This window comes from Nocardioides sp. NBC_00163, assembly GCF_045206295.1.
In the GTDB taxonomy this organism is placed as follows: Bacteria; Actinomycetota; Actinomycetes; order Propionibacteriales; family Nocardioidaceae; genus Nocardioides.
Window position 1 is genome coordinate 4,113,501 of the sequence record NZ_CP108155.1, and the last position, 24,834, is coordinate 4,138,334.

23 protein-coding genes and 1 pseudogene are annotated in these 24,834 nt (G+C 69.8%); 13 read left to right on the plus strand and 11 right to left on the minus strand.

Translation table 11 applies throughout. The features are described from left to right. Nucleotides 1-36: 36 nt before the first annotated feature. Genes OG801_RS19710 through OG801_RS19720 form a run of 3 tightly spaced genes read left to right on the plus strand, consistent with a single transcriptional unit; the run spans nt 37 to nt 3,933 of the window. Complete coding sequence (locus OG801_RS19710; protein WP_406030743.1) at nt 37-1,725, plus strand: protein kinase domain-containing protein; 1,689 nt, start codon at nt 37-39, stop codon at nt 1,723-1,725. A gap of 12 nt (nt 1,726-1,737) precedes the next feature. Beyond that, nucleotides 1,738-2,736 (plus strand): methylmalonyl Co-A mutase-associated GTPase MeaB, encoded by a 999-nt coding sequence (gene meaB / locus OG801_RS19715; protein ID WP_400460498.1) that lies wholly within the window; start codon nt 1,738-1,740, stop codon nt 2,734-2,736. Between the two features lie 12 nt (nt 2,737-2,748). Further along, nucleotides 2,749-3,933: an amidohydrolase gene (locus OG801_RS19720; protein WP_355019709.1), complete on the plus strand. Its 1,185-nt coding sequence runs from the start codon at nt 2,749-2,751 to the stop codon at nt 3,931-3,933. Nucleotides 3,934-3,940: 7 nt separating this feature from the next. Here the strand turns inward: OG801_RS19720 and OG801_RS19725 are convergent, their stop codons facing one another. The 4 genes from OG801_RS19725 to OG801_RS19740 form a co-directional block, all read right to left on the minus strand. Continuing rightward, entirely contained in the window at nt 3,941-5,224 is a 1,284-nt protein-coding gene (locus OG801_RS19725; protein WP_355019710.1) for an ABC transporter permease, read from the minus strand. A gap of 5 nt (nt 5,225-5,229) precedes the next feature. Next, nucleotides 5,230-6,510, minus strand: a complete 1,281-nt coding sequence (locus OG801_RS19730; protein WP_406030745.1) for an ABC transporter permease — start codon at nt 6,508-6,510, stop codon at nt 5,230-5,232. Then, a complete protein-coding gene (locus tag OG801_RS19735) occupies nt 6,507-8,021 on the minus strand; it encodes an ABC transporter ATP-binding protein (protein ID WP_355019712.1) in 1,515 nt (504 codons plus the stop codon). Before OG801_RS19735 ends, OG801_RS19730 begins: the two co-directional genes overlap by 4 nt. A 114-nt stretch (nt 8,022-8,135) precedes the next feature. Then, on the minus strand, nt 8,136-9,224 hold the full coding sequence (locus OG801_RS19740) for a BMP family ABC transporter substrate-binding protein (RefSeq protein ID WP_355019713.1): 1,089 nt from the start codon (nt 9,222-9,224) through the stop codon (nt 8,136-8,138). A 179-nt stretch (nt 9,225-9,403) separates the two neighbouring features. Here OG801_RS19740 and OG801_RS19745 point away from each other — a divergent pair, with 179 nt between their 5' ends. The 5 genes from OG801_RS19745 (at nt 9,404) to OG801_RS19765 (ending at nt 13,659) form a co-directional block, all read left to right on the plus strand. Then, entirely contained in the window at nt 9,404-9,817 is a 414-nt protein-coding gene (locus OG801_RS19745; protein WP_355019714.1) for a cytidine deaminase, read from the plus strand. Nucleotides 9,818-9,865: 48 nt separating this feature from the next. Beyond that, on the plus strand, nt 9,866-10,483 hold the full coding sequence (locus tag OG801_RS19750; protein WP_406030747.1) for a hypothetical protein: 618 nt from the start codon (nt 9,866-9,868) through the stop codon (nt 10,481-10,483). 17 nt (nt 10,484-10,500) lie between these two features. Continuing rightward, nucleotides 10,501-11,118 carry a hypothetical protein gene (locus tag OG801_RS19755; RefSeq protein WP_406030749.1) on the plus strand — a complete coding sequence of 206 codons (618 nt, stop codon included), beginning with the start codon at nt 10,501-10,503 and terminating at the stop codon, nt 11,116-11,118. Between the two features lie 138 nt (nt 11,119-11,256). Next, on the plus strand, nt 11,257-12,540 hold the full coding sequence (locus tag OG801_RS19760; protein ID WP_406030751.1) for a thymidine phosphorylase: 1,284 nt from the start codon (nt 11,257-11,259) through the stop codon (nt 12,538-12,540). 75 nt (nt 12,541-12,615) lie between these two features. Next, on the plus strand, nt 12,616-13,659 hold the full coding sequence (locus OG801_RS19765) for a S66 peptidase family protein (RefSeq protein WP_406030753.1): 1,044 nt from the start codon (nt 12,616-12,618) through the stop codon (nt 13,657-13,659). Between the two features lie 3 nt (nt 13,660-13,662). Here OG801_RS19765 and OG801_RS19770 read toward each other — a convergent pair whose 3' ends face one another. After that, the gene (locus OG801_RS19770; protein ID WP_406030755.1) at nt 13,663-14,298 is read right to left on the minus strand and encodes a TetR/AcrR family transcriptional regulator; all 636 of its coding nucleotides are present in this window, start codon (nt 14,296-14,298) and stop codon (nt 13,663-13,665) included. A 56-nt stretch (nt 14,299-14,354) separates the two neighbouring features. Between OG801_RS19770 and OG801_RS19775 the strand changes: the two genes are divergently transcribed. Beyond that, nucleotides 14,355-15,302, plus strand: a complete 948-nt coding sequence (locus tag OG801_RS19775) for a hypothetical protein (RefSeq protein ID WP_406030757.1) — start codon at nt 14,355-14,357, stop codon at nt 15,300-15,302. 626 nt (nt 15,303-15,928) lie between these two features. Then, nucleotides 15,929-16,816, plus strand: a complete 888-nt coding sequence (locus OG801_RS19780) for a methyltransferase family protein (RefSeq protein ID WP_406036288.1) — start codon at nt 15,929-15,931, stop codon at nt 16,814-16,816. Here OG801_RS19780 and OG801_RS19785 read toward each other — a convergent pair. Continuing rightward, nucleotides 16,724-17,014, minus strand: a pseudogene (locus OG801_RS19785) (MaoC family dehydratase); the annotation flags it as partial. The gene OG801_RS19780 and the pseudogene OG801_RS19785 sit on opposite strands and share 93 nt — an antisense overlap. Nucleotides 17,015-17,049: 35 nt before the next feature. Here OG801_RS19785 and OG801_RS19790 point away from each other — a divergent pair. Further along, a complete protein-coding gene (locus tag OG801_RS19790; RefSeq protein ID WP_355019721.1) occupies nt 17,050-18,129 on the plus strand; it encodes an adenosine deaminase in 1,080 nt (359 codons plus the stop codon). Here the strand turns inward: OG801_RS19790 and OG801_RS19795 are convergent. Both OG801_RS19795 and deoC read right to left on the minus strand, forming a co-directional pair. Next, entirely contained in the window at nt 18,104-18,715 is a 612-nt protein-coding gene (locus OG801_RS19795; protein ID WP_406030759.1) for a uridine kinase, read from the minus strand. The genes OG801_RS19790 and OG801_RS19795 overlap by 26 nt on opposite strands. Nucleotides 18,716-18,745: 30 nt before the next feature. Continuing rightward, on the minus strand, nt 18,746-19,414 hold the full coding sequence (gene deoC / locus OG801_RS19800; protein WP_406030761.1) for a deoxyribose-phosphate aldolase: 669 nt from the start codon (nt 19,412-19,414) through the stop codon (nt 18,746-18,748). A 45-nt stretch (nt 19,415-19,459) separates the two neighbouring features. On the opposite strand from deoC, the gene OG801_RS19805 reads away from it, so the two are divergent. Next, the gene (locus OG801_RS19805) at nt 19,460-20,029 is read left to right on the plus strand and encodes a hypothetical protein (RefSeq protein WP_406030763.1); all 570 of its coding nucleotides are present in this window, start codon (nt 19,460-19,462) and stop codon (nt 20,027-20,029) included. A gap of 4 nt (nt 20,030-20,033) precedes the next feature. On the opposite strand, the gene OG801_RS19810 is transcribed toward OG801_RS19805, so the two are convergent. From OG801_RS19810 to OG801_RS19820, 3 genes are all read right to left on the minus strand, one after another. Then, entirely contained in the window at nt 20,034-21,683 is a 1,650-nt protein-coding gene (locus OG801_RS19810; protein WP_355019725.1) for a phospho-sugar mutase, read from the minus strand. Nucleotides 21,684-22,056: 373 nt separating this feature from the next. Beyond that, entirely contained in the window at nt 22,057-22,854 is a 798-nt protein-coding gene (locus OG801_RS19815; RefSeq protein WP_355019726.1) for a purine-nucleoside phosphorylase, read from the minus strand. 29 nt (nt 22,855-22,883) lie between these two features. Then, nucleotides 22,884-23,336, minus strand: coding sequence for a gamma-glutamylcyclotransferase family protein (locus OG801_RS19820; protein ID WP_355019727.1), 453 nt, complete (start codon nt 23,334-23,336; stop codon nt 22,884-22,886). 72 nt (nt 23,337-23,408) lie between these two features. On the opposite strand from OG801_RS19820, the gene lpdA reads away from it, so the two are divergent. Next, nucleotides 23,409-24,809, plus strand: a complete 1,401-nt coding sequence (gene lpdA / locus OG801_RS19825) for a dihydrolipoyl dehydrogenase (RefSeq protein WP_406030766.1) — start codon at nt 23,409-23,411, stop codon at nt 24,807-24,809. Nucleotides 24,810-24,834 lie beyond the last annotated feature (25 nt).

Below are 24,834 nucleotides of genomic sequence, written 5' to 3' on the forward strand. Positions count from 1 at the left end.
TCGCCGGGGGCGTCGGGCTCGTCTAGCCTCAGAGCTGTGACGGACCTACGCCCCGGGCGGGCATCCGGGGACGAGCTGATGAGGGTCGGCGCCTACGAGATCCTCAGCAAGCTCGGTGAGGGCGGCATGGGCGTCGTCCACCTGGCTCGCCACGAGGAGACCGGCGAGCGGGTGGCGCTGAAGGTGCTGCGTACGCATGTCGTGGGGGACGAGGAGACCCGCGCCCGCCTGGAGCGCGAGGTGCGGTCGCTGCGGCAGGTGCGCAGCCCGTGGATCGCCGAGATCGTCGACGCCGACCCGTACGCCGACCTCCCCTTCGTCGCGACCCGCTACGTGCCGGGGCCGACGCTGCACGACCGGATCAAGGACGACGGACCCGTCGTCGGCGAGGACCGGTTCTGGCTGGCGCGCTGCCTGGCCGGCGGTGTCGCCGCCTGCCACGACGCCGGCGTGCTGCACCGCGACGTGAAGCCTTCCAACGTGGTGATGGAGGGACGTACGCCGGTGCTCATCGACTTCGGGCTCGCCCGGGTCGCCGACGACCCCAAGATCACCCTCACCGGATGGCTGGTCGGCACGCCGGGCTACCTGGCGCCGGAGATCCTGGAGGGGACGCCCTCCTCGCCGGCCAGCGACGTGCACTCCTGGGCGGCCACCACGGCCTTTGCGCTGCTGGGCCGACCTCCGTTCGGGACCGGTCCGTCGATGGCCGTCCTGGATCGGGTACGCCGCGGCCAGCACGACCTCGACGGCATCGAGGGTTCGATGCGGGAGGTCCTGACGGCGGCGCTGGCGACGGATCCTGCGGACCGCCCGGGCCTGGAGGAGCTGAGGGAGTGGCTGATGGAGCCCGAGGTGCCGTGGTCCGGGGCCGATTCGACGGTCACCAAGGTGCTGCCTGTGACGATGCCACTGGCCGCCGCGCCGGCGGACGCCGAGCTCAAGCCGACGCTGGTGGACCCGGACGCCGCCGGCGATGCCGTGACGGAGGTGGAGGAGGTGCCGCCGACAGCGGTGACCGTCGCCGACGCGCCGGCCGAGCCCGTGGTGGTGCGCCGGTTCGACCCGCAGGCACCGCCACCGGCTCCGTCGCCCGAGCCCGGCTGGAGCCCACCCAGCAAGCACGCCAACCTCAAGCGCTGGCCGGGGCCGATGCACTTCCTGATCCTGGTCGCGCTCGCCGCGATCCTCGCCGGGGTGGTGGCTGCGTACCCGTTCTTGGGCGCCACGCTGCTCGGCCTCGGCGTCTGGCTGCTGCGGGCGGTCTCGCTGGCCGCCGACCATCTGTCGAAGCGTCGCGAGGCGCGCGGACGGAAATGGTACGACGGCCTGTGGGCGCTCGTCCGCTCGCCGTGGGACCTGGTGCGCGCCATCCCCGGCACGGCGGCGCTGACCGCTCTGACGGGGGTCATCGCGGCCGCTGTCGCGGTCGGCTGCCTGGCGCTCGAGCTGCCGCTGACCGTGGTGCTCTACGTCGCCGCGATGGTCTTCATGTCCGCGGCCTGGCTCGCCTCGCAACGGGTCCGTGACACGGTCGGACCGGTCGCCCGGGCCGCCTCCTCGCCGTCACAGCGCTGGGTCGTCGCCGTCGTCGGCCTGGCGATCATCGCCGCCGCCGTCGGCTGGTACGCGGCGCAGATGGGTGTCTCGTGGGTGCCGCTGGACGACGTACGTTCGGGTCAGCTGCCCGGCGTCGTGCGCGACGTCCTGCGGCGCGCTCGCTGACCCGGTTCGCGATTGGCTAAGGTGCTGGCCATGCCAGGGCCCGACGTACAAGACCTTCTCGACGGCATCAGCGACGGCAAGCGGGCGGCGGTGTCACGAGCGATCACCTTGGTGGAGTCGACCAAGCCCCAGCACCGCGACATCGCCCGCGAGCTGCTCACCAAGCTCCCGGCGGGCGACACCGTGCGGGTCGGGATCTCCGGGGTGCCGGGGGTCGGCAAGTCGACCTTCATCGAGGCGCTCGGCAGCCGGCTCACCGCCAACGGCCTCAAGGTCGGGGTGCTGGCCGTCGACCCGTCGTCGGTACGCACCGGCGGCTCCGTCCTGGGCGACAAGACACGCATGCAGCGGCTCTCGGTCGACCCCAACGCCTTCATCCGGCCCTCCCCATCGGCAGGGACGCTCGGCGGCGTCGCCCGGGCGACCGTGCAGGCGATGGCGGTGCTGGAGGCGGCCGGCTACGACGTGGTGCTGGTCGAGACGGTCGGCGTCGGGCAGTCCGAGGTGACCGTGGCGGGGATGGTGGACACGTTCCTGTTCCTCACCATCGCGCGCACCGGTGACCAGCTGCAGGGGATCAAGAAGGGCATCCTGGAGATCTCCGACGTGATTGCGGTCAACAAGGCCGACCCCAACGACCCCCACCGCGCCCAGGAGGCGCGCGCGGCCGCGCGCGAGCTCGCCGGCGCGCTCCGGCTGGTGCGCTCCCGCGAGGAGTGGGCGCCGCCGGTGGTCACCGCCTCGGCGCTCCACGACGACGGGGTCGACTCCGTCTGGGAGCAGGTGATGGCGCACCGCACCCATCTCGGCAAGGACGGGCTGCGCACCAAGCGCGCCGAGCAGCAGCTCGACTTCACCTGGGCCCTCGTCCGCGACGAGCTCGACCAGCGGCTCAAGCACTCCGCGGGCGTCAAGGCGATCCGCGACGAGGTGCGTGCCGAGGTGCTCTCCGGCGAGCTTCCGGCGACCGTCGCCGCGGACAGGATCCTCGCGGCCTACGACAAGGATTAGTCTGACGGGACCATGCTGGAGCCTGCTGCCTTCCTCGCCGAGCGAGTCGATACCTACGACGCCGAGCTGACCGACCTGCGCCGGGACATCCACGCGCATCCTGAGCTCTCCTGGCAGGAGCATCGCACCACCGAGCTGATCGCCGAGCGACTGGAGAAGGCGGGCTGGCAGGTCGACCGGCCGTCCGCGACCGGTCTGATCGCCGATCTGGGCGGGGACGGGAAGGGGTCGAGGGTCGTCGCGCTGCGCGGCGACCTGGACGCGCTGCCGGTCGATGACGTCACCACCGACATCTGGACGAGCACCGTTCCCGGGGTCGCGCACGCCTGCGGCCACGACGTACACACCACGGCCTTGCTCGGTGCCGGCCTCGCGCTGGCCGACCTGCATCGCGAGTCACCGCTGCCCGGCGGCGTACGCCTGCTGTTCCAGCCCGCCGAGGAGGTCATGCCGGGCGGGGCGCTGCACCTGATGAGCCTGGGCGCGCTCGACGACGTGGAGCGGATCTTCGCGCTGCACTGCGACCCGACCGTCGACGTCGGCCGCGTCGGGATCCGCTCCGGCGCGCTGACCAGCGCGGCCGACCTGATCGACGTACACCTCAGTGGCACCGGCGGTCACACCTCGCGCCCGCACCTGACCGGCGACCTGGTCTTCGCGCTGGCCAAGGTGACCACCGAGCTACCGGTGATCCTGAGCCGGCGGATGGACCCCCGGGCCGGCGTGAGCGTGGTCTGGGGCAAGGTCACCGCCGGCCAGATCCACAACGTGATCCCCGCCCACGGCTCCGTCGGAGGCACCGTGCGGATCCTCGACAGCGACGCCTGGAGCGAGGTCGAGCACGTCGTACGCGAGGTCGTCGCCGAGATCATCGCGCCCTACGGCGTCACGGCCGCCGTCGACTACACCCGCGGTGTCCCGCCGGTGAGCAACGACGAGGAGTCTCACCAGATCCTCGTCGAGAGCGTCCGCGAGGTCCTGGGGGAGCGGGGTGCTGTCGTCTCCGCGCAGAGTCTCGGCGGCGAGGACTTCGGCTGGTACCAGGAGCAGGTCGCCGGCTCGATGTTCCGGCTCGGCGTACGCACCCCCGGCGGCCCCACCTACGACCTCCACCAGGGCGACCTGCGCATCGACGAACGCGCGGTGGGCGTCGGCGCCAAGGTTCTGGCCGCCGCCGCCCACCGCGCGCTGGTCTGACTCGGGGCTAGCCCTTTCGGTATGGGATGCCGTCGGCGGCGGGTGCGCGCGAGTGCCCGACGAGACCGGCGACGGCGAAGATCGTCACCACGTACGGCAGCATCAGCATGAACTGCGACGGCACCGGAGAGCCGATCACCGAGAGCACGGACTCGACGTTGGAGGCGAAACCGAAGAGCAGCGCCGCCAGGGTCGCCTTGATCGGATCCCACTTGCCGAAGATCACCGCCGCGAGCGCGATGTAGCCCGCGCCGCCGGTCATCTCACGGCCGAAGGACGGCACCGAGACGAGCGTGTACGTCGCCCCGCCGATGCCCGCGATCGCGCCGGCCAGCAGCACGGTGCGGTAGCGGGTGGCGATCACGTTGATGCCGACGGTGTCGGCCGCCTTCGGGTGCTCGCCGACCGCGCGCACGCGCAGGCCCCACTTGGAGCGGTAGAGGGCCCAGGCGACGAGGAAGACGGCGACGTACATGATGTAGACCAGCACCGTCTGGCGGAAGAAGATCGGGCCGACCACCGGGATGCCGGACAGCAGCGGGATCTCCAAGCGCGGGAAGTGGGGCGGGTTGTTCAGCGCCGCGGCGTTCTCCGAGAGGACCTGGGAGAACATGAAGCTGGTGAAGCCGATCACGAGCACGTTGAGGACGACGCCGACGATGACCTGCTCGACCCAGTAGGTGATCGCGAAGAGGCCCAGGAGCAGTGCGACCAGCATCCCCGCGACCATCGCGGCCACCAGGCCCGCCCACGGGCTGCCGGTGAGGGAGGCGACGATCGCCGCGCCGAAGGCGCCGAAGAGCAGCTGGCCGTCGATGGCGATGTTGACGACGCCCGACCGCTCACCGACCACGCCGCCGAGCGCACCGAACACGAGCGGCACCGCCAGCGCCAGCGAGCCGGCGAGCAGGCCTACCACGGGAAGCGTCTTGCCCGCGACCGCCCAGGCCAGGAACCCGGACACCGCGATCACGGCGAACGCCGCGACCAGCACCAGGGGAGTCTTGCGGCCGGCGCGAGCGTTCCAGGCGGCGTACGCCGTGCACAGCAGGCACAGCACCACGGCCGTCCACACGATGCCGTTGGCGGGCAGCGTGATGTCGGGGATGGCGAACCAGTCACCGTCGCGACTCCACCTGAAGGTGGAGTCGCCGGTGCGAGGAGCCAGGATGACCAGCAACGCCACCAGCACGGTGAACACAGCCATGACGATGGGTGTCTTCCACAGGCCCGGGATGCGCTCGGCGACGACTGGTGCGTCGGAGTTGACCGGAAGATCGACACTGGACACGGTGCTCAGGCCTCCTTCGTGGGGAGTCGGAAGATCGCCTTCACCAGAGGTGGCGCGGCGAGGAACAGCACGATCAGGGACTGGATGACCAGCACGATGTCGACCGGGATGCCTTCGGAGGCCTGCATGAAGAAGCCGCCGGACTTGAACGCGCCGAACAGGATCCCGGCGGCCAGGATGCCGAACGGACGGGACCGTCCGAGCAGCGCGACGGTGATCGCGTCGAAGCCGATCCCGGCGTCGAGACCGCTGGTCGCGCCGTCGGTCACCGAGCCGAGCACCTGGTTGACACCGGCCAGGCCGACCAGGGCGCCGGAGATCAGGAAAGCGCTCAGGTAGGCGACCCCGACGTTGATGCCGGAAGCCCTCGCGGCGGCGGGGTTCTCGCCGACCGCGCGGAACCGGTAGCCGAGCGAGGACCGGTTGAGGATCCACCAGACCAGGAACGTCGCCAGCACGGCGAGCAGGAAACCGGCATGCAGGTTGAACTGCTGCCCGAGCAGGTCCGGCAGGATCGCCGACTCCGGCATCGGCGAGGACTTCGGGTTGCCCGACCCCGGCGCCTGGAGCAGCGACTTGCGGGTCAGGGCGTAGAAGACGAGGTAGTAGCCGATGTAGTTGAGCATGATCGTCACGATCACCTCGTGGGCACCGGTGAGTGCCTTGAGGAGGCCGGCGATCCCGCCCCACAGGGCGGCGGCCAGCGCTCCGACGAGGATCGCCAGCGGCAGGTGCACGATCATCGGCAGGTCGAGCCTGACCGCCACGAAGGCAGCCGCGGCGCCACCGAGCAGCATCTGACCACGGCCGCCGATGTTGAAGAGCCCGGCGCGGAAGGTCAGGCCGATGCCGAGCCCGGCCAGCGTCAGCGGCGCGGCGAACTTCATCGTCTCGGTGATCGGTTTGATCTGCTGGGCGAACGTGCCGCCCAGGTCGTTGTAGACCGCACCCCGCCACAGCGAGACGTACGCCCCCGAGATGGCCTCCCACGCGTAGAAGAACGTGTCGGAGGGGCGGGCGAAGAAGTAGGAGAGCCCGTAGCGGACGTCCTCGTCGGTGAAGAGGATCATCAGCGACCCGAAGAACATCGCGAGCACCACCGAGAGCACCGCGACCAGCGCGTTGCCCGTGGTGATCTCGCGCATTGCCACGTGCCAACGGCTCGCCTCGGGCACCTGGTCGGCGTCGGAGGACGCCTTCACCGCCTCGGCCGACTCAGTCGGCTCGGTTGCCTCGGTTGGCTCTGTCGTCTCGGCCGGCTCGTTCTCCGGCCCCTTCTCACTCACGACTCGATCCCTTCAGGAGATTCGCCGGCCATCATCAGGCCGAGGGTGTCGCGAGAGGTGTCGGCGGGCACGATGCCCACGACCCGCCCGCGGTAGAGGACCATGATCCGGTCGGCGAGGGCGGCGATCTCGTCGAGCTCGGTGGAGACCACGAGCACCGGGACACCGGTGTCGCGCGCGGCCACGATCTGCTGGTGGATGAACTCGATCGACCCGACATCGACGCCGCGCGTCGGCTGTGCCGCAACGAGAAGTCGCAGGTCACGGGAGAGTTCTCGGGCGACGACGACCTTCTGCTGGTTGCCGCCCGACAGCTGCCCGGCCAGGGTCGAGACCCCGGGGGCGCGTACGTCGTACTCGGCCAGCTTCTCCTTGGCGAAGGTGTCGAGCTTCTTCAGGTTCAGCGAGCCGCGCGAGACGAAGGGCTCGTCATAGCTGCGGTTGAGCATGAGGTTCTCGGCGATGGTGAAGTTGCTGACCAGGCCGTCGACCTGGCGGTCCTCGGGGATGAACCCGATCCCCGCCTCGAGTGCCTTGCGCACCGAGCGGCCCACGATCTCGCGGCCGTCGAGCTTGATCGAGCCCTCGACGTGCGGAGCCAGGCCGACCATGGCCTCGGTGAGCTCGGTCTGGCCGTTGCCCTGGACCCCGGCGACCGCCAGGATCTCGCCCGCGTCGATGTGGAAGCTGATCCCGTCGACATGGAGGTGGCCGGTCTCGTCGGCCACCGTGAGGTCGGAGACGACGAGTGCGCGCTCGCCCGGCTGCGCCGGGTCCTTGTGCACCTTGAGCTCGACCGGGCGTCCGACCATCAGGGCCGCGAGCTCGGCGTTGGAGGCGTCCGGGGAGGCCTCGCCGACGACGGTGCCGCGGCGGATGACCGTGATCCGGTCGGCCACCTCGCGCACCTCGCGAAGCTTGTGGGTGATGAAGACGATGCCCGTGCCGGACTCCTTGAGCTGGCGCATGATCGCCATCAGCTCATCCGTCTCCTGCGGCGTCAGCACGGCGGTCGGCTCGTCGAAGACGAGCACCTCGGCGTCGCGCGAGAGCGCCTTGATGATCTCGACCCGCTGCTGCACGCCGACGGGGAGGTCCTCGACGAGTGCGTCGGGGTTCACCTGGAAGCCGAAGCGGTCGGAGATCTCCCGGACCCGCTTGCGGGCGGCGTCGAGGTCGAGGCTGCCGGCGAACCCGGTGGCCTCGTGGCCGAGCATGACGTTCTCGGCGACGGTGAAGACGGGGATGAGCATGAAGTGCTGGTGCACCATGCCGATGCCGGCGGCCATCGCGTCGCCGGGACCCTTGAAGCGCTGCGGCTCGTCGTCGATGACGATCTCGCCCTCGTCGGCCTGGTAGAGGCCGTAGAGCACGTTCATCAGCGTGGACTTGCCCGCACCGTTCTCACCGAGCAGGCAGTGGATCTCGCCCGGCTCGACGGTCAGGGAGATGTGGTCGTTTGCGACCAGGGAGCCGAAGCGCTTGGTGATGTCGCGAAGCGCGAGTCTCATGGCACGGATCATTCCTTGCAGGGGTGGAGAAATTCCGGAAGTACGTGGCGAGGGGGCCGGGTGCATCCGGCCCCCTCGTCGTGGTGGTCCCGGCGAGCGGGACCACCGGGTGGGTCACTCCGCCAGGTAGGAGTTGACCTTGATCGAGCCGTCCTTGATGCCGGCGGTGACTTCCTCGATCTCGTCGGGGAGGGTCTCCGAGACCTTCGACTCGAAGTTGTGGAACGGCGCCAGGCCGACCCCGTCGTTCTCGAGCGTGCCGACGTACGGCGTCGCGTCGAACTTGTCCTCACCCGCGGCGAGGATGACATCCGTGGTGGAGGTCTTCATGTTCTTCAGGATGGAGGTGAGCACGACGTCCTGGGTGTTCGGGTCGGTCTCGTAGAAGTCGGCGTCGACACCGATCAGGGCGACCTCCTTGCCGGAGTCGGCGATCGCGGTGAGCGCACCCTGGTAGATCGGGCCGCCGACCGGCAGGATCACGTCGGCGTTCTGGTCGATGATCTGGCGGGCGGTGTTGGTGGCCTTCTCGTTGGCGACGAACTCGCCGGTGAAGGAGCCCTTCTCGCCGCCCTCGTAGCCGACGACCTTGACGTCCTTGTTCTTGGTCTTCGCGTAGTACTCGACGCCCTGCTTGAACCCATCCATGAAGATCGTCACGGTCGGGAACGGCTGGCCGCCGTAGGTGCCGACGACGCCGGTCTTGGTGTAGTCGGCGGCGACATAGCCGGCCAGGAACGCGGCCTGGGCGGTGTCGTAGAGGATCGGCTTGATGTTCTCCGCGTCCGTCTTGCCGTCGAAGTCGGCGTCGGCCGCGTCGTCGATCAGGACGTACTCGGTCTCGGGGTTGGCCTTGGCGGACTCGATCGTCGCGGCCGAGAGCGCGAAGCCGACGGTGACGATGGTGTCGCAGCTCTGCCCCACCAGGCCCTCCAGGTTGGAGGTGTAGTCGTTGGGGCTGTTGGACTCGACGTCCTTGAACTTCGCGCCGAGCTCGTCGGCGGCTTCCTTCACGCCCTCGTAGCTGAGCTGGTTGAACGACTTGTCGTCGAACCCGCCCTCATCGGAGACGATGCAGGGAAGGTAGTCGCTGTTTCCCTCCCCAGCGCGCTCGGCCGGCGCCTCTCCGCACGCGGCGAGCGCGGCAGCGGTCAGGACCGCGGCGAAGCCGCCGGCGGCGGCCTTCTTCATGTTGTTCTTCACTGGTGCCTCCAGGTCGTTGCTCCGCGAAGCGCGGCGCAAAGGACATTCATGTCCGAACGTTCTCCCCAAAGACCGAGCATTGCCAGGGATTACGCGAACGGTTACCAACTTTTGATCTCGACGAAGCCTAAGCCTCGTAGCTTGTGCTTGGTTGTCCGGACAGGCTTTAAGGTCGAACCATGACCGAGAAGCAGACGTACGCCGCAGAGGGCTTTGACTGGGAAGGCCTGCGTGCGCAAGCGGTGGAGGCCGCAAAACATGCGTACGCGCCCTACTCCAACTACCCCGTCGGAGTGGCCGGATACGCAGACGACGGACGCCTGCTCAAGGGCTGCAACGTGGAGAACGCCGCCTACGGCGTGACGCTGTGTGCCGAGTGCGGGCTCGTCTCCTCGCTGCACATGACTGGCGGTGGCCGCCTCACCCACGTCGTCTGCGTCAACGGCTCCGGCGAGGTCATCATGCCCTGCGGCCGCTGCCGTCAGCTGCTCTGGGAGAACGGTGGCCCGGAGCTGCTGCTGATGACCGTCTCGGGCGTGAGGCCGATGTCCGAGGTCCTTCCCGACGCCTTCGGCCCGGAGAACCTCGCGTAACCGAACTGCGTGCTGCCAGGTTGAACGGCCACATTCTCGGAGGTCACCATGACGTACGCAACGCCCGCCCATCCACCGACTCCGCAGCAGCCGCCCGGAACGACCCGGTGGGTCTGGTTCGTCGTCGGCATCGCCGGTGGCCTGGTCGTCGGTCTGATCGGAGCAGGGATCTTCGTGCTCGCGCGCGCGGCGAGCGGTGGTAGCGATGACGAGCGGCCGAACATCGAGGCGCTGGTCGGTGAGAACTACTGCTACCGGATCGCCGAGAAGCTCGGCATGGACTACGTCGGCGACGACCTGTCGGGCGACGCCTTCGGTCTGGACTACGGCGGCACCTGCACCCTCACGGAAGCGAACCCCGCCTCGGAGGAGTTCGGGCACAGGCCCGAGGCGAGCTTCGAGATCGAGCTGCGGAACCTCCATCCCCTCATCGACTGGGTGCGCGACTGTCATGACGGCCAGCGAGCGGCGGGCGTTGTGATTCTGCCGGGTGAGCAAGACGATGACACCTGCGTCGTGACGGCGTCCAGGAGCAGGATCGGGTGGGCCGGCCGGATGCTCACGGACTCGCTCAGTCTCACGGTGAGGCCCGACGGGAGTGAGCATCCACGACTCGACGTACGCCTGGTCGAGATCCTCGACGCCGCAGAGAGCGAGCTGTCATGACGTCGGGAAGCTCTGCGATGTCACGGGTCGTGCTTCCGCTGATCGGTGGAGCAGCGGTCGCCATCGCTGTGGTCGCTGGTGTGGTCGGTGGCGCGGTCGCGCTGCTCGGACCGGACGAGAGCGAGGCCGGGACTCCTCCTCCCGACGTCTGTTCGAAGGTGTCTGACGTGCTGCCGCCGGAGCTCAGCCAGGTCGGCGACGTACGACGTACGGACTCGGTCGACGGCGTCGTGCTGTGCTCGTTCCGAGGCGCCACCCCCGCAGGGGACACCTCGGTTCTCGTCAGCCTCACGACGATCGGCGAGACCGGACCCGCCGCGCGGATGGAGGAGGACCCGGAGCGCTTCGTGTCGCTTCGCTGCGGTGCGCTGAAAGGTTTCGCGATGATGCCTCAGGGCCCTGGTATCCCGGAGGGAAGCTACGACGAGGTGCCCGACAAGTGGTGTGCGGCCACCGAGGTCCGGGCCGGTGAGAACGACAATGCCGAGGCCGAGGCCGGGGCGGGCACCGTTCACAACAGGGTGGAGCACATCGGGGGCAGTTCGTACGTGCAGGTGACCATCCTCCGATCCGGTGTCGAGATCGAGGGACTGGAAGAGCTCGGAGCCGACGTCGTCGAGGCGCTACGGACCTGAAGCTCCGACGAGAAGTGGTCAATTTGGGCTGTCTCCGTGGGCTCGAGGAGGCCCAAAGTGACCACTTCTCCGGGCGGTCGTGGGTGAGGGGCGTCGTCCGGTAGCGGACCTGCGGCAGTCGCGCCTTACGCTGTCCGCATGGCGGAACATGATGCGGTCGAGGTGATCCTCGCCAAGCGCGATGGTGGCGAGCTGAGCGACTCCCAGATCGACTGGATGATCGCGGCCTACACGGCCGGGGTCGTGGCTGAGGAGCAGATGTCGGCACTCAACATGGCGATCCTGCTCAACGGGATGTCGCGGCGCGAGATCGCGCGGTGGACGGCGGCGATGATCGCGTCGGGCGAGCGGATGTCGTTCTCCTCCCTGGACAGGCCGACCGCCGACAAGCACTCCACCGGAGGCGTGGGCGACAAGATCACGCTGCCGCTGGCGCCGCTGGTCGCCGCGTGCGGCGTGGCGGTGCCGCAGCTGTCCGGGCGCGGGCTCGGCCACACCGGCGGCACGCTCGACAAGCTCGAGTCGATCCCCGGCTGGCGCGCGTCGCTGTCCAACGAGGAGATGCTGGCTCAGCTCGGGTCGGTCGGCGCGGTGATCTGCGCGGCAGGTGAGGGGCTGGCCCCGGCCGATCGCAAGCTGTACGCGCTGCGCGACGTCACTGGCACCGTCGAGTCGATCCCGCTGATCGCCTCCTCGATCATGTCCAAGAAGATCGCCGAGGGCACCGGGGCGCTGGTCCTCGACGTCAAGGTCGGCGCCGGGGCGTTCATGAAGACGCTCGCCTCCGCGCAGGAGCTGGCGCGCACCATGGTCGATCTCGGCACCGACGCGGGCGTCAACACGGTCGCGCTCGTGACCGACATGGCCACCCCGCTCGGCCTGACCGCCGGCAACGCGATCGAGGTCACCGAGTCCGTCGAGGTCCTGGCCGGCGGCGGACCCGCCGACGTCGTCGAGCTCACCGTCGCGTTGGCCCGGGAGATGCTGGCCGCTGCGGGTGTGTCCGGCCCGGACCCCGCCGACGTACTCGCCTCCGGCAAGGCCATGGACGCCTGGCGGGCGATGATCTCGGCCCAGGGCGGCGATCCGTCGGCGCCGCTGCCGGTCGCCCGCGAGACCCACGTGGTCACCGCGCCGACGTCCGGTGTCCTCACCCGGCTCGACGCGATGGCCGTCGGGCTCGCTGCCTGGCGCCTCGGCGCCGGGCGGGAGCGGAAGGAGGACGCCGTCCAGGCCGGGGCCGGGGTCACCTGGCACGCTCGCCCGGGCGACTCCGTCGCTGCTGGTACGCCGATGTTCACCCTCCACACCGACACCCCTGAGCGCTTCGATCGTGCGCTGGCCGCGCTGGAGGGTGGCTACGAGATCGAGGACGGGGCTGCGTACGAGCCGACGCCGCTGATCCTCGACCGCATCGGCTGATTCACCGCTGGTCTCGAGCCGAGGGACAGAGATAACCGGTCGCTTCGGGCCACTGCCGGAGGCCAGACTTCATCCATGAAGATCGTCAAGCCACCCAAGGCCGTTCCGGGCGACAAGGTCGCCGTGCTGTCACCCTCGTTCGCCGCACCCGGGGTGGCACCCGCGATCCACGAGCAGGCGCTGACGCGGTTGACCGAGGTGACCGGGCTGGTGCCGGTGGAGTATCCGACGACGCGGAAGGTCGGTGCGACGCCGCAGGAGCGGGCGGCCGACCTGAACGCCGCCTTCTGCGATCCGGAGATCCGGGCGGTGCTGGCGACCATCGGGGGCGAGGACCAGATCACCGTGATCTCTCACCTCGATGCCGACCTGGTGCGGGCCGACCCGAAGCCGTTCCTCGGCTACAGCGACAACACCAATCTCCTCAACTGGCTGTGGACCAACGGCGTCGCCGCGTTCCACGGCGGTTCGACGCAGGTCCACCTGGGGCCGGGACCAGCGCTCGACCCCGTTCACGAGGCCTCGCTCAAGGCTGCGCTCCTCACCGGCGAGACCCTCGAGATCACCGAGCCGGGGGAGTCCGAGGACATCGGCCGCGACTGGAACGACCCACGCGCGCTGACCGAGTACGGCGAGCGTGACGCGACCGAGCCGTGGACCTGGGCCGGCCCGGCCCGCGAGGTCACCGGACGCACCTGGGGCGGCTGCATCGAGATCCTCCAGTGGGCACTGACCGCCGGACGCTTCCCGGCCGACCCGGGGGTGCTGGAAGGCGGCGTACTCCTCCTGGAGACCTCCGAGGAGCTCATCCCGGCGCAGGAGTTCGGCTGGATCGCGCGCTCGCTGGGTGAGCGCGGGCTGCTCGAGGCGATCGACGCGGTGATCGTCGCCCGGCCGCCGACCTCCGACTTCGAACGCCGGCCAAGCGCCGAGGAGCGTGCCGCCAAGCGCGCCGAACAGCGCGACGCGGCGATCGAGACCGTCGCCCGCTACAACCCCGACGCGGTGGTCGTCGTCGGCCCACCGTTCGGGCACACCCGGCCGCAGTGGATCGTGCCCTACGGCGGCGAGATGACCGTCGACAGCACGACCCAGCGTCTGTGGGCCGACTACTCCTGAGGTCTACCTGCGGCCGGGGAGCTTCATGGTGAGCAGCTTCGCCCGTGGCGCCAGCCGCTGGGCGAGGGCGAAGACGTCCTCGGTGCGCCGGCGGTCGGGGTCGATCACGGAGAACAGGTTGACGCCGAGGTAGAAGGTGATCGCCGCGTTGGCCACGTCGCGCGCGGGCAGCAGCTTGCCCAGCGGCGTGCCGCGGGTGACGCGGTCCCAGTGCTCGGCGACGAAGTCGAGCCACGGCTCGGCGCGCTCGGTGATCTCCTTGCGGAGGTCCTCGTTGGTGACCGCGGCGGCGATCATCTCGCTGAACTTCGCCAGTGACCCGCGCTCCAGGTCGGTGCGGTAGATCGTGACCGCGGCGGCGGTGAACTCCTCGACCGTACGCACCTCCGCCATCGTCGCGCGGTGCGCCTCCATCCGCGTGGCGGTGTCACGGTCCATCGCCGCCAGCAGGAGCTGGTCGACGCCGCCGAAGTGGTAGAAGACCAGCGCCGAGGTGACCCCGGCGGCGGTGGCGATGTTGCGCGCCGAGGCGCCGGCGTAGCCCTTCTCGCGCAGCACCTCGTCGGCGGCGTCGAGCAGGCGTCGGCGGGTCTCCTCGCTGGTTTTCTCGGTCCCGGCTGTTCGCTTCCGTGGCGGCATGTGCTTATCGTACGCTTTAATCAGGTGATTAAACCTAGCGATCAAGGAGCCGGACCATGACTGACGATCCCCGTGCGGAGAAGAGACCGAGCCGCGAGCGCCTGGTCCTCGCCGCCCTCCTGCTCGCCGTCTTCGGAGCGATGCTGTTCGCCAAGGCCCTCGCGAGCGGAGGCCTGGAGCAGACCGCGATGTTCTACGTCGGCATCCCGGCGCTGATCGCGGTGACCGTGGTGCTCACCGCCCGGCCGCGGAGCGCCGTCGGACTCACGCTCGCCGTCACCACGATCGGGCTCGCCCTCGCCGGGCCGCTCCTGGACGAGGGAGTCGTCTGCCTGATCATGGCCGCTCCGCTTATCTACGGCGTGGCCGCCCTGATCGCCTGGATTGTGTCCGCGCTGACCAGGCCGGCATGGAAGCATCACCATGCGCTGGTCGCCGTCCCATTGCTCGCGGCGGCCCTCATCGAGGGCGTCGCCGGGGTGAGCTACCTGCCGCGCGAGTCGGCCGCCTCCGCGACGGTCATGGTCGACGCGTCGCCGGAGGCGTACGCAGCGGCGCTCGCCGCGCCGCCGGCGTACGGCCCCTTCGACGCCGTCCTGCTGAAGACCGTGCCGTTCCCGCATCCGGTCTCGGCGACCGGATCCGGGCTCGAGGTCGGCGATCGGCGGCTGGTCAGGTTCAACGACCGGAAGTCGCTCGGTCTCGGCGCGGAGCCGACGCCGCGGTCGATGACGCTGCGCGTCGCGGAGTCCGACATCGACACCGACGCCGGGCGCGTCGTCTTCGAGGTCACCGCCGACAGCACGCTGTCGCGGTGGATGGAGCTGCAGTCGGCGACCGTCGTATGGCACCGGGTCGGCGACCGGACCGAGACGACCTGGACCCTCGACTGGGCACGCACCTACGACCCGTCGTGGTACTTCGGACCGCTCCAGCAGCACACCACCGGTCTTGCGGCCGGCTACCTCGCCGACACGTTCGCCGCCGCCGCGGCCGGCAGCTGAGTGCGGCGATGAGTACCGACCCCGCCGTCGTACGCAGCCTGGGGCTCGCGCTGCCGGTCGTCGCGGTCGCCATCTTGTGCGTCCGGCGCCCGCCGAACCAGCGCGAGCTGGCGGCGATGATCGTCGCCTCCGCCTGGTCGCTGCTCGTGCTGCTCCCGGTGAACCTGGTCGCCCAGCGGCTGGGATGGTGGGCCTACGACGTCGACGGCGCCGTGTGGCAGGGCATCGCGGTCGACCTGTGGCTGGCGTGGGCCTTGCTGTGGGGCGCGCTGCCAGCGTTGTTGCTGCGATCGGGATGGCCGGCCGTCGGGATCGCGGCGGGGCTGGTCTGGGTCGACCTGGGCGCGATGCCGCTGGCCCTTCCGGCCGTACGCCTCGGCGAGACCTGGCTCGTCGGCGAGCTGGTCGCGGTCGCATTTGTGCTGGTCCCGGCCATGTTCCTGGCCCGTTGGACGCTGCTCGACCGCCATGTCGTCGCCCGCGGCTGGGCGCAGGCGCTCTGCGCCGGTGGCCTCATCGTCGGAGGGCCGCTTGCCGTGCTCGCGCCGGAGCCGCGCTGGCCGGACGTGATCACCTCGGCGGGCGTCCAGGTCGCCGTGGTCTGTGCGCTGCCGAGCGTCGCCGCGATGCGCGAGCTGGCGATCGTCGGCCGGGGCACCCCGTTGCCCTACGATCCGCCGAGCCGGCTCGTCACCTCCGGCCCGTACGCCTACGTCCGCAATCCGATGCAGATCAGCATGGTGCTGGTCTTCGTCGCCCTGGCGCTCACGTTCGGCGACGCGTGGCTGCTGGTCGCGGCCGTCGCGGCCGCGGCGTACTCGGTCGGGCTGGCCGCCTGGCACGAGGGCGCCCAGCTGCGGACGGCCTTCGGGGACCGCTGGGTGGCCTACCGGACCGAGGTGCCGTCGTGGGTTCCCCGATGGCGCCCGGCGGTGATCGACAGCGCGAGCCTGTGGGTGGCTACCGACTGCGGGATCTGCTCGGAGGTCGGCCGCTGGTTCCTACGACACGAGCCGCGCGGGCTCGCGATCAGGCCGGCCGCCGAGCACCCGGAGGTGCTCTACCGGGTGACCTACGAGTCTGCGGGCGTCAGGGTCAGCGGCGTCGCCGCGGTGGCGCGGGCCCTGAACCACATCGACCTCCGCTGGGCGATGGCCGGCTGGGCGCTCGGGCTGCCCGGCGTACGGCATCTGGTGCAGCTCTGCACCGATGCCTTCGGTGCCGGTCCGCGGCCGTCGCGCTCGGCCGATCCGGCCTCAGTCAGCCAGGAGCAGGACGACCGACTCCGCGACGCATGCGGGCTTGGCGGAGCCCTCGATCTCGATCGTCGTCTTCACCACGAGCTGGAGGCCGGTGGGGAGCTCGGTGACCTCGCCGAAGGTGATGATCGGGCGAATGCGGGAGCCGACCAGGACCGGCATGGGGAACCGGACCTTGTTGAGGCCGTAGTTGAGCTTCGCGCCGGGGGTCTCCAGCGAGTAGACGCTGACGCCGAGGTAGGGGATCAGCGATAGCGTCAGGTAGCCGTGGGCGATGGTGCCCCCGAAGGGACCCTCCTTGGCCCGCTCCTCGTCGACGTGGATCCACTGGTGGTCGCCGGTGGCGTCAGCGAAGGCGTTGACGCGGTCCTGGTCGACCTGGAGCCATTCGCCGGTGCCGATCTCGGTGCCTGCGGCGTCGGAGACTTCTTGGAGAGTGGTGAAAGTGCGCACCCCCGGAATCTAGCGGCATACGGAATGATGGGCCCATGGAACCGTCCGACATGCAGATCAAGGCCGCCCCGAAGGTGCTGCTCCACGACCACCTCGACGGTGGCGTACGTCCCTCGACCCTCGTCGAGCTCGCCGCTCAGGTGGGTCACCGGCTGCCGGAGGGGACCCAGGACGATCCGGTCGCGCTGGAGGAGTGGTTCGTGACCAGCGCGGACTCGGGGTCGCTGGAGCGCTACCTCGACACCTTCGCGCACACGCTGGCGGTCATGCAGACGCTGCCCGCGCTGACGCGGGTGGCTCGGGAGTGCGTCGAGGACCTGGCCGAGGACGGCGTCGTCTACGCCGAGGTCCGCTGGGCGCCGGAGCTCCATCTGGCCAACGGTCTCGAGCTGGACGAGGTCGTCGCGGCCGTCCAGACCGGGTTCGACGAGGGCATGGCTGCCGTCGCGACCACCGGTCGGAAGATCGTCGTACGCCAGCTGCTCACCGCCATGCGGCAGGCCGCCCGCGCCGCCGAGATCGCCGAGCTCGCGGTGACCTGGCGGGACCGCGGGGTCGCCGGCTTCGACATCGCCGGGCCGGAGAAGGGCTTCCCGCCGAGCCGGTTCCTGGCGGCGTTCGAGCAGCTCGCCGCCGACAACATGCGCTTCACGATCCACGCCGGCGAAGGTTTCGGGCTGCCCTCGATCTGGGAGGCGGTGCACCCCTGCGGCTGCGACCGGCTCGGTCACGGCGTACGCATCGTCGACGACATCACCCTCGAGGAGGGCGAGGCACCGCGACTCGGCCGGCTCGCCGCGTACGTCCGGGACCGGCGGATCCCGCTCGAGCTCTGCCCGCGCTCCAACGTGCAGACCGGGGCGGCGAAGTCGATCGCCGAGCACCCGATCGGGCTGCTCTACGACCTCGGGTTCCGGGTCACCATCAACACCGACAACCGGCTGATGTCACGCACCTCGATGTCGGCGGAGATGGCCGGCATCGTGGAGGCCTTCGGCTGGGGACTGCCCGAGCTCCAACGATTGACGACCAACGCGATGAAGTCCGCGTTCATCCCCTACGACGAGCGGGTCGACCTGATCCACGAGATCAAGGACGCGTACGCGGCCCTGTGAGTCGTTCGATGGCGACGTAGCCGTGCTTCGGGTAGACGGCGGTGCAGCCCTTGTCGACCGCGTTCGCGACGACCTGCGGCTGCGCGCGCATCAGCGCCAGACCCCGCTTGACCAGCACGAACGGTGGTTTGCGACGCTCGCGGAGATCGCGGGTGAGCCGACGCCAGAAGGTCACCGTCGGTGACTGGGTGACGCAGTACGCGGCGGCCAGCAGCCCCGCGTCGCGGCACTCGGCGACGATGTCCTGGGCGAAGATCCCCTCGGCGACGAAGTACGGCTCGTCCCCGAGGGTCAGCGACTGCCAGCCGGTGCGGCCGTCGTGGGCGATGTCGTAGACGGGTACGTCGGCAGCGCCCGCCTCGCAGAGGGCCGCGATCGTCTTCACCGCGTCAGCGGGGAGCCAGGAGTCGGGGTGGTCCCAGTCGACCAGGCCTGCGTTGGGACCCTCGGTGATCCGGGGGAGCGAGGGGTCGGAGCCGTCCTTGTAGAAGTCGTCCAGCCTCAGGACCGGCAGGCCGAGCCGCTCGGCCAGGCGGGACTTGCCGGCGCCCGAGGGGCCGGCGAGGACGATGACCTGAGCGCGCACCGGAGCATTCTCGCCTGTGCCGGGCCGAAGTCAGTAGCCGGCGCCGGGGGCCGACCCCGACAGCAGCGCGCGCGAGCCCGAGACCCCGAGCCTGGTCGCTCCCGCGGCGATCATCTGCTCGGCCTGCTCCATGGTCCGTACGCCGCCCGAGGCCTTGACGCCGAGGTCGGGGCCGACGGTCTGGCGCATCAGCTCCACGGCGTGGACGCTGGCGCCGCCGGCGGGGTGGAAGCCGGTGGAGGTCTTCACGAAGTCCGCGCCGGCGCGGACGGCCGCCTGGCACACGCCGACGATCTCGTCGTCATCGAGCGCCGCGGACTCGATGATCACCTTCAGCACGGTGGGGGCGGGAACGGCCGCACGGACGGCGGCGATGTCGGCCTCCACGTCGGGGTACCGCTTCTCCTTCGCGGCGCCGACGTCGATGACCATGTCGACCTCGTCCGCGCCGGCGTCGACCGCGGCACTGGCCTCGGCGGCCTTGATCGAGGAGAGGTGCTTGCCGCTCGGGAAGCCGCAGACGACGGCCACCTTCAGACCGTCCGGCACCGTGAGCGGGAGCATCGAAGGCGAGACGCACACCGAGTAGGTGCCGAGCTCGGCGGCCTCCGCGATCAGCGCCTCTACGTCGGCGTGGGTCGCCTCGGGCTTGAGGAGGGTGTGGTCGATCAGCTTCGCGATGTCTGCGGGGGTAGGCACGGGCTCAGCATATGCATCTACCCCGCGAAGGCTAAGGTTTGCGCCGTGAATGAAGATCAGCCCGAGGAGTGGTTCCGCAACTCCAGCAGCACCACCTGGGGACTCCTCGCGGCAGGAGCCGCGGTCGCGGTCATCGTGATCGACGCCGTCACCGGCTGGCACCCCGAGACGACGGCCGGCGGGCTGCTGTTCGCGCTGGTCGCGTACGCCGCGTTCGTCCGCACCAGGGTCGGGGTCAGCGAGGGCGACTTCGTGCTCCACCACCTCTACTCGACGGTGCGCTTCCCGATCGCCGCCCTGGAGAGCGTCTCGGTCGGCCGCACCCTCGGCGCCTACGCCGGCGGACGCACCTACGTCAGCGGTGCCGTCGGGCGTCCGATGCGGGAGGCGATCAAGGGCGTCAAGCGCGACCACAACCCGCTGAGCAACCACGCCGACTTCATCGAGGACCGGCTCAACGGGCTGGCCCAGGACGCCCGCGACCGGCGCCGGATCAAGCGCGACTCCGACGAGCAGTTCGCCCTCGCCGAGGACGTACGCCGCAGCTGGGACTGGCCGCTGATCGCCGCCACCGGCGTCGCGGCCGTCGTCTTCGTGGTCCTGCTCGTGGTCTAGCCCTCTAGACGCCGAGGGCGGCGCGGATGTCGACCTTGAGCGCCCCGAGGGCGATCTCGGCGTCCGTACGGGCCTGTGCCAGCGCCTCCGGTGAGTCGACCGGCTCGACGACCTCGAGGTAGCACTTGATCTTGGGCTCGGTGCCGCTGGGCCGCACGATCACTCGTGACCCGCCGGCCAGCTGGTAGCGGATCCCGTCGGTCGGCGGCAGGCCGCCGACCCCGGTGGTGAGGTCGTCGAGCTGCTGCACGGCGGCTCCGGCCAGGGCGGTCACCGGCCGGTCGCGGAGGCGCTGCATCGCGCCCGCGATCTGGGCCGGGTCCTCGAGCCGTACGGAGAGCTGGGTGGTGGCGTGCAGGCCGTGCTCGACCGCCAGTTCGTCGAGCAGGTCGGCCAGGTCGCGACCCTCCGCCTTCAGCGACGCCGCCAGCTCGCACAGGAGCAGCAGCGCCGAGATGCCGTCCTTGTCGCGTACGTGCTCGGGGTCGACGCAGTAGCCCAGCGCCTCCTCGTAACCGAACGCGAGCCCGGGCGCGCGCGAGATCCACTTGAAGCCGGTGAGCGTCTCGGCATAGGCCTGCCCCGCGGCTGCGGCGAGCTTGCCGAGCAGCGAGGAGGAGACGATCGAGGCTGCGTACGTCCCGGTCACGCCCTTGCGGATCAGGTGGGTCGCCAGCAGCGCGCCGACCTCGTCACCGGTCAGCATCCGCCACTTCTTGCCGACGGGGATGGCTGCGGCGCAGCGGTCGGCGTCGGGGTCGTTTGCGATGACCAGGTCGACGCCCTTCTTGCTCGCCAGCGCCATCGCCCGGTCCATCGCCCCGGGCTCCTCGGGGTTGGGGAAGGCGACGGTCGGGAAGTCGGGGTCGGGCCGCTCCTGCTCCTTGACCACCAACGGCTCGGGGAAGCCGGCGAACTTCATCGCCAGGTTCACCAGGTCGCCGCCGACACCGTGCAGCGGCGTGTAGACCGTATTGAGGTCACGCGGGCCGCCCTCGGCAAGGAGCCCGACGACCGTGTCGAGATAGCTGTCGACCAGGTCCTCGCTGATCACCTGGCCGGCCGGGCCCTGCGGGACCGAGCTCACCTTGTCGACCGCCGCGATCCGCTTCGCGATCTCGATGTCGGCCGGCGGCACGATCTGCGAACCATCACCGAGGTAGACCTTGTAGCCGTTGTCCTGCGGCGGGTTGTGACTGGCCGTCACCATCACCCCCGCGCTTGCACCCAGTGCCTTGACGGCGTACGCCAGCACCGGCGTCGGCAGCGAGCGCGGCATCACCAGCGCCGGGAGGCCCGCTCCGGTCATCACCTCGGCAGTGTCCTGGGCGAAGACGTCGGAGTTGTGCCGGGCGTCGTAGCCGATCACCACCGGCCCCTGCGCGCCGGTCGCGAGCAGGTAGCGGGCCAGCCCCGCGGCGGCCTTGATCACGACCACCCGGTTCATCCGGTTGGGCCCGGCCCCGAGCGCGCCCCGCAGCCCGGCGGTGCCGAACTGCAGCATGCCCGAGAACCTGTCGGCCAGCTCGGCCGCGGCCCCCGGGGCGGTGGAGGTCAGGAGGCTCTCGAGCTCTGCTCGGGTCTGTGCGTCTGGGTCATCGGCAAGCCATTCCCGGGCTTGGACGACGAGCGCAGATTGATCTGTGGGGACCATGGATCTGACCCTAGGTCATCTCGTGCCGGAAGACCGAAGGGCTTCTGTGTTTTGTGGTTGGGGTTTGCCGCCGACCCTTTCGGGGAGGGTGTTCTCAACGGATCCCGGAGTAAAGGACGGGGGTCGGGATCTTGGGCGAACGAAAATTCGTTCGTCTCAAGATGCTGCCTCGACCGGGGTGGGGTTGGTGGGGTGAAAGAAACTTTTCTTTCACGCGGAGACCCCATGTCTGCTGTAGGTGTGGAGCGGTCACCTGCCGTGGGTGAGTGTGCCGTGGCCACACCCGGCGGCCGCAGGCCGTCCTTTACTCCGGGGCAGGTCGAGAAGACCCTCGAAGAAAGGGTCGGCGGCCCAGCCCAACCCCGCGGACCACTCAGATCTTGGGCAACAGATCGCCCAGAAGCGCGCCCATCCGAGTCGCGGCGCTGCGGCCGGCCTCGAGGACCTCGGCGTGATCGAGCGGCTGGTCGGAGATGCCGGCAGCCAGGTTGGTGACCAGCGAGATCCCGAGGATCTCCATCCCCGCCTCGCGGGCCGCGATCGCCTCGAGGGTGGTCGACATGCCGACGAGGTCACCACCGATGATGCCGGCCATCTTCACCTCGGCCGGGGTCTCGTAGTGGGGCCCGGGGAATTGGACGTACACACCCTCGTCGAGCGAGGAGTCGACCTGCTTCGCCAGCCCTCGCAGGCGCGAGGAGTAGAGGTCGGTGAGATCGACGAAGTTGGCGCCGACCAGCGGAGAGGTGGCGGTGAGGTTGATGTGGTCCTTGATCAGCACCGGGGTGCCGGGAGACCAGGACGGGTTGAGTCCGCCGCAGCCGTTGGTGAGCACCATCGTCGAGCAGCCTGCGGCCGCGGCGGTGCGTACGGGGTGCACGACCGCGCCGACGCCCTTGCCCTCGTAGTAGTGGGTGCGGCTGAGGAAGACCAGCAGGTTGCGACCGCTCGCCGAGCGGATCGAGCGGATCTTGCCGCTGTGGCCCTGGACCGCGGCGGCGCTGAAGCCCGGCAGGTCTGTGGTGGCGATCTCGGTGTAGTCCTCGCCGAGCGCGTCGGCGGCGGGCAGCCAGCCCGAGCCCAGCACCAGCGCGATGTCGTGCTTCTCGATGCCGGTCTTCTCCGCGAGCGCGGAGGCGGCTTCCTTGGCGAGTTCGTAAGGCGTGGTCACTCGCTGAGTTTAGACCTGCCCGGACCGGCTCAGTCGTTGGACCGGCACGGCCGCGTACGCAGCGCGTGCACGTAGTCGGCCGGTGCCCCGGCCGCCTCGGCGGCATCGGCCAGCGCGCCCAGGTGGCGGGCGTCCGGGATGCCACCTTCGTACGTGTCCAGGACATAGGTCTCGCAGAGCAGGTCCTCGGCGAGCGCGGAGATCCGCACCTTGGTCTTGAAGTAGAGGCCGATGTCGGCCAGCTCCCACTTCTCCAGGGCTTCCATGTCCTGGTCCACGACGTCGTAGACCGCGACGAAGACCTGCTCGAACGGGTCCTGGACGATCGTGGCCGTCGGTCCGTCGCCGAGCACGTTGTCCTCGCCCCCGAAGGTGAGTCGCCAACCGCCCAGCCACCCGGTCGTACGCAACGGCGAATGCGGGCACCGCTCACTCATCCGCGCCGGGTCGAGATTGACGCCATAGGCCGCATAGAGAGTCACGGGTCACGAGGTTACCGCCCAGTCCTCACCCGCTTGGGATCTATCTGTTATTGGCGGTCTACCCTTGGGTACGTGACCCACTTTGATGTTCTCGTCCTCGGCGCTGGCCCCGGTGGCTACGTCGCCGCCATCCGTGCCGCTCAGCTCGGCAAGTCCGTCGCCGTCGTCGAAGACAAGTACTGGGGCGGTGTCTGCCTCAACGTCGGGTGCATCCCGTCCAAGGCGTTGCTGCGCAACGCAGAGATCGCGCACATCATCACCCACGAGAAGAAGACCTTCGGGATCTCGGGTGACGCGACCATGGACTTCGGCGCGACCTGGAAGCGCAGCCGCGGCGTCGCGGACGCGAGCGCCAAGGGCGTGCACTACCTGATGAAGAAGAACAAGATCACCGAGATCGACGGCTGGGGCACCATCTCCGGGCCGAAGTCGATCGCCGTCAAGGGCAAGGACGGCGCCTCGACCGACTACACCTTCGACAACCTGATCATCGGCACCGGCGCGACCGTCCGCTCGGTCCCGGGTGTCGTGCCCAACGGGCAGAACATCGTGACGTACGAGGAGCAGATCCTCACCGAGCAGCTGCCGAGCTCGATCATCATCGGCGGCTCGGGCGCGATCGGCGTCGAGTTCGCCTACGTGCTGAAGAACTTCGGCGTGGACGTCACGATCGTGGAGTTCCTCGACCGGATGGTGCCGACCGAGGACGCCGACGTGTCCAAGGAGCTGCTGCGCCAGTACAAGAAGCTCGGCGTCAACGTGCTGCTCTCGACCGCCGTCAAGGGCGCCGAGGACACCGGCTCGGGCGTGAAGGTCAGGGTGGCTCCGGCTGCCGGCGGCGAGGAGCAGGTCCTCGAGGCCGACAAGTTCTTGGCCGCCTTCGGGTTCGCGCCGCGGGTCGAGGGCTTCGGCCTCGAGAACGCCGGCGTCGAGCTCACCGACCGGGGCGCGATCGCAGTCGACGCCCGTGGCCGCACCAACGTCGAGGGCATCTACGCCATCGGTGACTGCACCGGCAAGCTGATGCTCGCCCACACCGCTGAGGCGATGGGTGTCGTCGCCGCCGAGACCATCGCCGACGCCGAGACCATGGAGATCAACTTCGACATGATCCCGCGCGCGACGTTCTGCCAGCCGCAGATCGCCTCGTTCGGCTACTCCGAGGCGCAGGCCAAGGAGAAGGGCTACGACGTCAAGACCTCGTCCTTCCCGTTCTCCGCCAACGGCAAGGCCCGCGGCATGGCCGAGGGCGTCGGCTTCGTGAAGATCGTCGCCGACGCCGAGCACAACGAGATCCTCGGCGCCCACATGATCGGCCCCGAGGTCACCGAGCTGCTGCCCGCGCTGACGCTCGCCCAGCAGTGGGACCTGACCGCCGACGAGGTCGCCCGCAACGTCTTCGCCCACCCGACGCTGTCGGAGGCGATGAAGGAAGCCATCGAGGGCATCGCGGGTCACATGATCAACCTCTGACCGGCTGAGAGAGGCCCGGGGACGC